Raw genomic sequence first — 9,597 nt, 5'->3', positions numbered from 1 at the left:
CTATCACGAGAATTGGTGTAACAGAGCCCGATTAGGATGCAGCTTCGCCCTTTACTGTTTTGCAAGCAAAACATCGGGCTCTGCTGCACCAACTAAGCGTAGCGTTCTCACCGAAGGTAATTCCGAAGCCGTTATGGGCAAGTTTAAACAACATAGCGGTTCAAGGCAGGCTGACCACCTAAAGTGACAGACAAAAAAAAGTGGAGACAAGAAAACCACATTTAAAAAACAGGGCGGAACTGAAAAGCCATACGAGTAAGACAAAATTTAATTTACATAATATGAAAAATAAATCCCATCAAACATTAAGAATAGTTACAATATTACTAACTTTTCTTTGCGCATTAACAATCGAGACAATTGCTCAATCAAAAAAAGAAATAATTGAAAGTCAAAAAAAGGTAATTGATAGCCTTAAGTCAGTTATTATAAATCAAGAATCAAATTATACTCAACAAATATTGCAATTAGAAAATCAGATAAAGGATGCTTTAATTAAGCAATTAAACTTTGTAAATGAGATAAAGGAAAAAAATACAGCTATTGAAAAATATAAAGTAGAACTTAATAAGTGCAATCAAGAAAGGGTTTTTATGGATGATAATGGCTATATTGTTGCTGAATTAGAATTAGTTTATGGAAACATTCATGAGGACGGTGTAACAATAGCCTTTAAAGATAAAATTGGTGGGCTATTGGAGGCAAATGAAGTTCCAGATTTTATTAAATGGGAAGAAAATGAATCTGAGGGGATGAGTATTATCGAATCATTCTGCAATAAAAAATACAAAGTAAAATTTATACATGGAAAATTTTACCATGAATCATCAAACTCTTGGCAAGATAAAATAAGTATAATTAATATGGAAATAGCAGAATAACAAGCCCATAACAAAGGATAAAATCAAGCGTGCAGAAAGTGCTGATAAGGAGGGTAGTACAACAAATAAATTTTATCGTAGTTTGACAGTGAAATGCTCCGAAATCCGCCACTGCGCTAAGCGCCAAAACGTTATGGAAAAATGTAAAAAATACAAGAAAACTACATTATGAAAGTGTATATCTTACTTGGACATCCTTATAGTGAAAGTTTCAACGGACAAATTCTTGAAACTTAGAGACCTTTGCAAAATTCCTTTATGGTCGAGTCCAACCTTTTTGTCGTCATTCTGAGCTTGTCGAAGAATGACCCCAATGCCCATTTAGTTTTGCGTATGGTTATACCTCGACAAGCTCGGTATGACGGTGGGTGTAGGGTTGAATTGAATTACTTATTTTTAATCTATCTATTACTTACTTGAAGAACTCGACTTTGACAATTCTTTTAATTTATCTCAATCTTGGTGAATAAAAGCTAGTTTTTTGCTCGTCATTCTGAGCTTGTCGAAGAATGACCCCTTATGCTCATTTAGATTGGTGAATGGTTATACCTCGACAAGCTCGGTATGACGGTGGGTGTTGAGTTGATTACTTTAAAAATATTTCTATTTTTATTAGTCTGGTTGAATTTGTTTATTCATTGTACTTGGTTTAAATGGTAGTGTTTTGCTATTATAAATAACGTAAAGCTATTTAAAAAAAAAGAAAGTAGCTTTTTTATTGCTACCTTGCTTCAATGATGGGGGTATATGTATTATGCAAAAGTTAAATACTAAAAGATATTTCGTTTTCGCGAAGGAAGTTAATAAAATCGTTTGACAAAAATATTTTGTATTTTTTCGAAACCATATCGAATTTTAAATCTTTATCTTCTTCAATGTTAGTATAAAGCCGAAGATTTAATTCGGTTTTTCCTTTTCCTGCCATTTTCAAGGCCTCTAAAAAATCTTTAATAAAACTTTCGGTCAAATCTTCTATGCATAGTTGAATGGTAATTTTTTTGTATAAATTACGCATTTCGCTTAGAAGCAGAACTTTTTTAATAGCAAGGTCAGGTTGAAATGAGTTTTGATCTTCTTTTTTTTGTGGTACGTGAGCTTTAATAATAATAGCTAAACCCTGTTTAAAATAATTTGCATAATTAACGAAATCTTGACCAAATAGATTAATATGGTAAATATCGGTATAGTCTTCGATAGTGGCAGAGAGATATGGTTTTCCTGTTTTGGTAGTTTTTTGTGTTACCTCGTTGACCATGCCTGCAAATTTTAATTCTTTATCTTTTAAAAGTTCTAAGTTTGACAGTTCTGATAGTGTGGTATTGGTAAGCATTTCGATGTCGAATAGATAGGGGTCGAGTGGGTGCGATGATAAGTAAATGCCAATGTATTCGGCTTCTTTTTTTAATTTATATATGGTACTCCATTCTTCGCAAACGGGAATGGTAGGTGGGGTAATGGCTATTGGTAAAGAACTTCCAAAAAGTGTGTTTTGGTTCGATAATTTATCGTTACGAATTTGTTGGCTGTATTTAAGCAATTGTTCGATAAACGAAGGACCATTATCATTAAAATAATGATGTCGTTGAACGTTAGTAAATTCGTCGAATGCACCAGCATAAGCTAACGCTTCGTAGCTTCGTTTGTTTACCATAGTGGGATCGAGACGTTCGGCAAAATTAAAAATAGAAGTATAAGGTCCGTTCTTGCGTTCGTTGATTATAGCATTGGCAACGGCTTCGCCAAGTCCTTTAATGCCCCCTAAGCCAAAACGGATGTTTCCATCTTTGTTAACAGTGAAGCGAATATGGCTTTCGTTTACGCTTGGACCTAATACCTTAATGCCCATTCGACGGCAATCGTTCATAAGTTTGGTTATTTCTTTAATATCGGCGAGGTTGCGACTAAGGTTGGCAGCAATAAATTCAGCCGGATAATGAGCTTTTAAATATGCAGTTTGATAAGCAAGGTAGGCATAGCAAGTTGAGTGCGATTTATTGAATGCGTATTCGGCAAAAGCTTCCCAATCTGACCATATTTTTTCGCACTTGCTAAGATCGAGGTTGTTTTGTTTACAACCATCCATAAAGCGACTTTTCATTTTGTCGAGTACTTCGCGTTGTTTTTTACCCATTGCCTTGCGGAGTGCGTCTGCTTCGCCTTTGGTAAAATTAGCAAGTTTTTGCGAAAGAAGCATTACCTGTTCCTGATAGACGGTTATGCCGTAAGTTTCTTTAAGAAACTCTTCCATTTGAGGTAAGTCGTATTCAATTTTTTCTTTGCCATGTTTTCGTGCAATAAACTGAGGGATGTATTTTAATGGTCCTGGTCGAAATAGAGCATTCATCGCAATAAGATCTTCGAGACGGTCAGGTTTAAGTTCTTTAAGGTATCGTTTCATCCCTTCCGATTCAAATTGAAAAACGCTGGTTGTAAGCCCTTTGCTAAATAGCTCAAATGTTTTTTTATCGTCAAGCGGAATGGTGTTAATGTCAATTTCTTTATTGTAGCGAAGTTTTATGTTATCGATAGCATCTTTTATAATAGATAATGTTTTAAGTCCGAGGAAGTCCATTTTGAGCATACCGATTTCTTCGAGAAAATGTCCATCGTATTGAGTAACGAGCAATTCCGAGTCTTTCGACTTAAAAACGGGGACATGTTCCATAAGTGGGTCGCGGCTAATAATAATTCCGCATGCGTGGATACCTGTCTGCCTTACACTGCCCTCGAGTGTTTGAGCATACTTAAGTGTTTCGACTATAAGTGGCGAACCATTTTCTAATTCATTTTTAAGTTCTGCTGAGCCTTCGTAAGCTTTTTCGAGGGTTACTTCTTTTTCAGGTATAAGTTTGGTAAGTCGAATAGCTTCTTGTAAAGGAACATTTTGAATTCTGGCAACATCTTTAATGGCCGATTTTGCTGCCATACGTCCAAAGGTAACAATATTGGCAACTTTGTCTTCGCCATATTTTTTTACAACCCAATTTAAAATAACTTCGCGGCCATCTTCGTCGAAGTCGATATCTATATCGGGCAATGAAATTCGTTCGGGGTTTAAAAAACGCTCAAATAGCAAATTATATTTTATAGGATCGAGGTTTGTAATGTTTAAACAATACGAAACTACCGAACCTGCTGCAGAACCACGTCCAGGACCGACCCAAACACCCATTTTACGAGCCTGATTGATAAAATCCTGAACAATTAAAAAATAACCAGGGTAACCCATTCGTTTAATGGTATTGAGTTCAAACTGTATTCGTTCTTCAATTTCGGGGGTTATTTGTTTACCATAACGTTTTTGTTTCCCAATGTTAACAAGATGTTCGAGATAATCGGCTTCGAATTTTATTCTCAATACTTTATCGTATCCTCCTAAACGTTTAAAATTATCTGCACCAAACTCTTCGATAAGGTCATTTTCGGTATATTTTTGTTTGTATGTTTCTTCATCGGCAAAGTCTTTTGGTATAGGAAAAATAGGCATTATTGGTGAATTGTTAATATCGTATTCTTCTACTTTATGAGCTATTTCAAGGGTGTTTTCTATCGCTTCAGGTATATGCGAAAAAAGAGCTTTCATTTCTTCGGGCGATTTGAGCCATTCTTGCTTGGTGTAGCGTAAGCGATAGGGATCGTTAACCGGAACATTGGTGTTGATACATATTAACCTATCGTGAGCCTCTGCATCTTCTTGATTGATAAAATGAACGTCGTTGGTGCAAATTAGTTTTACTCCTGTTTGTTTCGAAAGCTCTATAAGTACTTTATTGACTTTTTCTTGTTCTTTAAAAACTTCATTATCGGCTGTGGGGTCGTTGGTTTTATGCATTTGCAATTCGAGATAAAAATCGTTGCCAAATTGTTCTTTGTATTCTAATATTAGTTTGTGTGCCAGTTCTATATCATTTTTTCTAATGGCAGAAGGAATTTCGCCAGCAATACAAGCGGTAGATATAATAAGACCGTCTTTGTATTTAAAGAGTATTTCTTTATCGATGCGAGGCTTGCTATAAAAACCTTCTATATACGATAGTGAGACAAGTTTTAATAGATTATGATATCCGGTTATATTTTTTGCTAATACGATTAAATGATTTCCGCTTCGGTCGTCGGAGTTTTTATCTTTATCGAACCGAGAGCGACGTGCTAAATACATTTCGCAACCTACAATTGGTTTTAAAAAACGAGGTTCGTAAGTCTCACCTTTTTCAAGGGCTTCTTTTTGTTTTTTCTTTTCGGCATCGTTATGTTTTTTGCATTCATTTAAAAATTCTTTAATACCAAAAAGATTTCCATGATCAGTAATAGCTAAAGCAGGCATGCCCAAATCGACAGCTCGTTTTATTAATTTTTTGATATTAGAAGCACCATCAAGGATAGAATACTGTGTATGAACATGTAAATGAACAAAACTCATAAAAAAAATATTTTTCGTAAAATTAAGAATTAGTATGCGTATTTGATTAGAATTGTTCATAACTTTAGAAGCTTTTTATTAACAATTTAAGAATGTTATACGGGATTAGTTTAGGTAGTAATATTGGGAATCGTATTAGTAATATAAATCAGGCAATTGAAGCTATAAAAGATCTGGGAGGTAAGGTATTAAAGCAATCTTCAATTTATGAGTCAGAGCCTTGGGGGTATAAAAGCGAAAATTGGTTTTACAATGCAGTTATTTTATACGAAAGTTATTTTGAGGCTGAACAACTTTTAGCTTTTTTGTTAGATATTGAAAAAAAAATGGGTCGACGACGTAGTAATGTTAATGAAACGTTTTATGTTGATCGAATAATTGATTTAGATATTCTCTTTTGTGATAAATGTTTGTTAACTTCATCTATATTAACATTACCTCATCCACATTTGCACGAACGTTTATTTGTTTTATTGCCATTGCAAGAGATTAGCCCCGAATGGGAGCATCCTTTGCTGCAATCATCTATTTCAATACTAATAAAGCAATGCTCCGATAAAGGTAGAATTAGAAAAATATAGTTATTGTCGCTCAATTAAATTTTTTAGTAGAGTTTTATGTTTAAGGTTTAATCATTATGCCCGAAGCCATTCTGCCGGTCATTCCTTTATTGTTGCGTGCAGAAAAAAACATATGTGGATTACAAATAGTGCATAAATCGGTTTGGGCAATATGTTTAGGTGTTAGACCGCTTCGTATGAGCGAAGTGCGTATAGCATCCCATAAATTTACCGTAAAGGGCGGTTTGGGTGATGAAAAGAAACGATAGGCTTCAGTTCCATATGCACTAACAAATTTTTCGAGTACTTCTTCGCCAACTTGGTAACAACAACTTCCAGCCGATGGACCTATGGCGGCTACAATATTATTTACATGTGATCCTTTAGCTACCATTATATCAACCGCTTTGGATGCAATGTGTTGAACGGTTCCTCGCCAGCCCGAATGTACGACCGATGCTATTTTGTTTTGAGGGTCGTAGAGAAATACAGGCACGCAATCGGCAGTCATTACAACTGGGCAAATAAGGGGTTCGGAGACTACATACCCATCATTATCTTGTATAGCAGTAGGTTTATAAAAAACGCCTTTGCCTTTATCAACAGCAGAAACTATGGCAATGTGGTCGCTATGAGTTTGACGCGAAAATATCATATTTTCAATAGGTATACCCAAGGATTCGGCTACTAATTTTCGGTTTTCGATTACTTTGGTTGTGAAGTCGGTTCGTACAAAACCCATGTTGAGCGATGCTTGTGGGTGATTGCTAAACCCTCCCATTCGTAGGGTAGAAAAATGCACCAACTCGGAAAATTGAGATAGAATGGGAAATTCAATCCATGCTATATGATTTTTTCGTTGTATAATGTAAGGCTTCATTTAATTGTTTATTGAAAGGTTGGCACCTAAACATTGAAGGTCTTCCCAAAAAGAAGGATAAGATTTATTAACACACTCAGCCCCAACAATAGTAGCATCAGCATCGCTTCCGATGGTAGCCATAGCAGCAGCCATTGCTATGCGGTGGTCGTTGTGAGCGTTAATGGTTGCTGAGTCTATTTTTTCGGGTGGTCGTATATGGAGTATATCGCCTTGAATGCTATATTTACCACCAAATTTTGAGAATTCTTCAATAAACTTGTCAATTCTATTGCTTTCTTTGTATAATAAACGGTTAATGCCAGTGATTTTGCAACTATTGTTTGCATTTAGAGCCAAAACCATAAGGGCAGGAAATAAATCGGGGCAATGGGTAATATCGGCTTCAAAAGCTTGAATGGCTTGTTTTCTACAATGGTATTGATGGTCGTATTTAGTTGAAATAAAATTTAATATTGCTTTATCGGCTTGTAAACTTTGTGGATTAAGATTTTTTAATCGCAGTTGACCATTTATAGCGGCTGCAACTAAAAAAAGCGATGCAGCACTCCAATCGCCTTCTATTGAAGTTGATATAGGTTTAAAAGCTTGGTTGCCTTGAATAATAAACTCGTTAAACATTGAATTGACCGTAATGTTAATTCCTGCTTGTTGTAAACACGAAAGCGTTAGTTTAATATAAGGTTGACTAATGAGTTTATTTACAGCTATTCGACTATTGTCTTTTAATAAAGGCAATGCCATAAGCAAACCGCTTAAATTTTGCGATGTGATTGGATTCTCGATAGTAAGGCTACCAGCTTGAATACTGCCGGTAATGGTTATAGGTGGGAAATTCTGATTTGTTTGGATATGAGCACCCAGTTGCTTGATAATGTTTTCAATTTCGCCGACAGGGCGATTAAGCAAAGTACCTTCTGCTTGCAATTTGTATGTGCCTTTGTGGCATGCCAAAATAGGTATCATCAAACGTAGGCAAAGAGCCGATTCACCTGTATTGAATTCGTGCGATTGTGGTTCTATGCAGCCTTTAATTTGTAACCTATTTTCGGATAGTTCGATATCAGCTCCCCACGCTTCGGCTGTGTTGAGCATAGCATAGCTATCGTTGCACCAGGTTACGTTATTTAGTGTGCTTGTTTCTTCGCACTGCATGGCAATGGCAATAAATCGTATAAGTTCACTTTTAGATGATGGAGCTGTCCATTGCCCATTCAAATAAGGTATGTTGATTTTAACGTTCATTTAAAAGTACTTCTTGCAAGGCTTTTGTAAAGTCGGTTATTTGAATATTTTGGATAATGGTATTTCCAATTGATTTTACAATCGGAATAGAAATTTCGTCCATATTTCGTTTTTTATCTTGTAACAAAAATGGCAATAAAGGTTCAATTTCTTTTTTTATTTTATTAGATATAAATGGTTTTAAAAGTGTTTTTGATATAGTTAATACTGAGGGATCGTCAATGTAGCCCAGTAAATTGAATGTTTCAAGTTCTACAAGAATGCCATTAGCCACAGCTATTCCGTGAGGTAGTCCATACGAGAGTTCAAATGCATGTCCAACCGTATGCCCCACGTTTAATATTTTTCTTATGTTTTTTTCTTCAGGGTCGGAAGTTACGATGCTTAGTTTGGTTATAATGTTTTCGTAAATGATGTCATCACTTATATTTTTTAGATACCCAAAAGAATCAGCATTGATTTTTATAAGTTGCTCGAGTAAATTTTTATTAAGCGATAGGGCATGTTTGATGATTTCTGGAATACCTTCTGTATAGATTTCTATGGGAAGTGTGTTTAAAAACTTAGTATCGATCCAAATTTTATCGGCATGATAAAAAGTACCAACGCTGTTTTTTATTGAATGAAAATTGATCGCTGTTTTTCCGCCGATTGCTGCGTCTATCATTGCTAAAAGCGTTGTTGGCACCAGTACGAGTTTGCAACCTCGTTTCCATAAAGACGCAGCCATAGCACCAATATCGCACGTTATACCACCTCCTACAACGGCTATGGTAAATCCTCTATCAACGGCATTATCATAAAAAAAATTAAAAATATATTCTAATGATTTCAGCGTTTTTCTTTTTTCGCTGGCTTGATAAATATAAATAGGTTTTTTTATTTTATTGAAAATGTTAAGGTATAATTGATAAACGTTTTTATCGACAATAAAAACCGAATTTTGTGGTAGTTGATGTACAAACAACGAAAAGGGATTGAAAATAATTTTGCATTCCCCTCTGGCGTGTTGATATGTTATAGGCTTAAGCATGCATGGTTTGATTTATAAATTCGATCATTTGCTTTATAGCTAATGTGCGATGGCTCAATGTATTTTTTACACAAAGAGGAATTTCTGCAAAGGTATGTATATCGCCTTCGGGGACAAAAATAGGATCGTAGCCAAAACCATTGTTTCCTCGAGGCGAATGAGCTATTGTCCCTCTTACGATACCATTAAATAAATATTCTTTTTCGTTTACAATTAAAACAATACAACAGCGAAATTGAGCATTACGATTTTGAATATCCTTCATTTCACGAAGGAGTTTTTTCATATTAGCATCTGAGTTGCCATCTTCACCCGCGTAACGTGCCGAATAAACGCCTGGCTTACCACCCAATGCTTCTACTTCGAGTCCTGTATCATCGGCAAAAACGGGTTGTTTAATTTCGTTAAAAACAGTTCTTGCCTTTATGCGTGCATTTTCTTCTAAAGTTAGCCCTGTTTCTTCTATTTCTTTAAAAAAGCCTACCTCCGACAGCGTTAGTAAACGAATATGGGTGGGTAGTAAGAGTCTTATTTCTTCGGCTTTGTGTTTATTATTCGAAGCAAAAATCAAATCCATA

At 35.4% G+C, this 9,597-nt stretch carries 7 protein-coding genes; 2 read left to right on the top strand and 5 right to left on the bottom strand.

The features are described from left to right. The first annotated feature begins 281 nt into the window (after positions 1-281). Positions 282-881 (top strand): hypothetical protein, encoded by a 600-nt coding sequence (locus HPY79_09170; GenBank protein ID NSW45969.1) that lies wholly within the window; start codon positions 282-284, stop codon positions 879-881. A 763-nt stretch (positions 882-1,644) separates the two neighbouring features. Here HPY79_09170 and dnaE read toward each other — a convergent pair. Then, positions 1,645-5,361, bottom strand: coding sequence for a DNA polymerase III subunit alpha (gene dnaE, locus HPY79_09165; GenBank protein NSW45968.1), 3,717 nt, complete (start codon positions 5,359-5,361; stop codon positions 1,645-1,647). A 32-nt stretch (positions 5,362-5,393) separates the two neighbouring features. Here dnaE and folK point away from each other — a divergent pair, with 32 nt between their 5' ends. Then, the gene (gene folK / locus HPY79_09160) at positions 5,394-5,882 is read left to right on the top strand and encodes a 2-amino-4-hydroxy-6-hydroxymethyldihydropteridine diphosphokinase (GenBank protein ID NSW45967.1); all 489 of its coding nucleotides are present in this window, start codon (positions 5,394-5,396) and stop codon (positions 5,880-5,882) included. A gap of 40 nt (positions 5,883-5,922) precedes the next feature. On the opposite strand, the gene pgeF is transcribed toward folK, so the two are convergent. The 4 genes from pgeF to rdgB are packed head-to-tail and all read right to left on the bottom strand — an operon-like array spanning position 5,923 to position 9,596. Next, positions 5,923-6,741 (bottom strand): peptidoglycan editing factor PgeF, encoded by an 819-nt coding sequence (pgeF, locus tag HPY79_09155; protein NSW45966.1) that lies wholly within the window; start codon positions 6,739-6,741, stop codon positions 5,923-5,925. After that, entirely contained in the window at positions 6,742-7,986 is a 1,245-nt protein-coding gene (gene aroA, locus HPY79_09150; protein ID NSW45965.1) for a 3-phosphoshikimate 1-carboxyvinyltransferase, read from the bottom strand. Then, positions 7,976-9,019, bottom strand: coding sequence for a 3-dehydroquinate synthase (locus HPY79_09145; GenBank protein ID NSW45964.1), 1,044 nt, complete (start codon positions 9,017-9,019; stop codon positions 7,976-7,978). Before HPY79_09145 ends, aroA begins: the two co-directional genes overlap by 11 nt. Further along, on the bottom strand, positions 9,012-9,596 hold the full coding sequence (rdgB, locus tag HPY79_09140) for an RdgB/HAM1 family non-canonical purine NTP pyrophosphatase (protein NSW45963.1): 585 nt from the start codon (positions 9,594-9,596) through the stop codon (positions 9,012-9,014). The genes HPY79_09145 and rdgB overlap by 8 nt, the downstream gene beginning before the upstream one ends. Position 9,597: the final 1 nt, after the last annotated feature.

Source organism: Bacteroidales bacterium, from assembly GCA_013314715.1.
Taxonomy (GTDB): domain Bacteria; phylum Bacteroidota; class Bacteroidia; order Bacteroidales; family GWA2-32-17; genus Ch61.
Note: the sequence above shows the minus strand (reverse complement) of the source record. Positions and strands in the feature narration are given on the sequence as shown.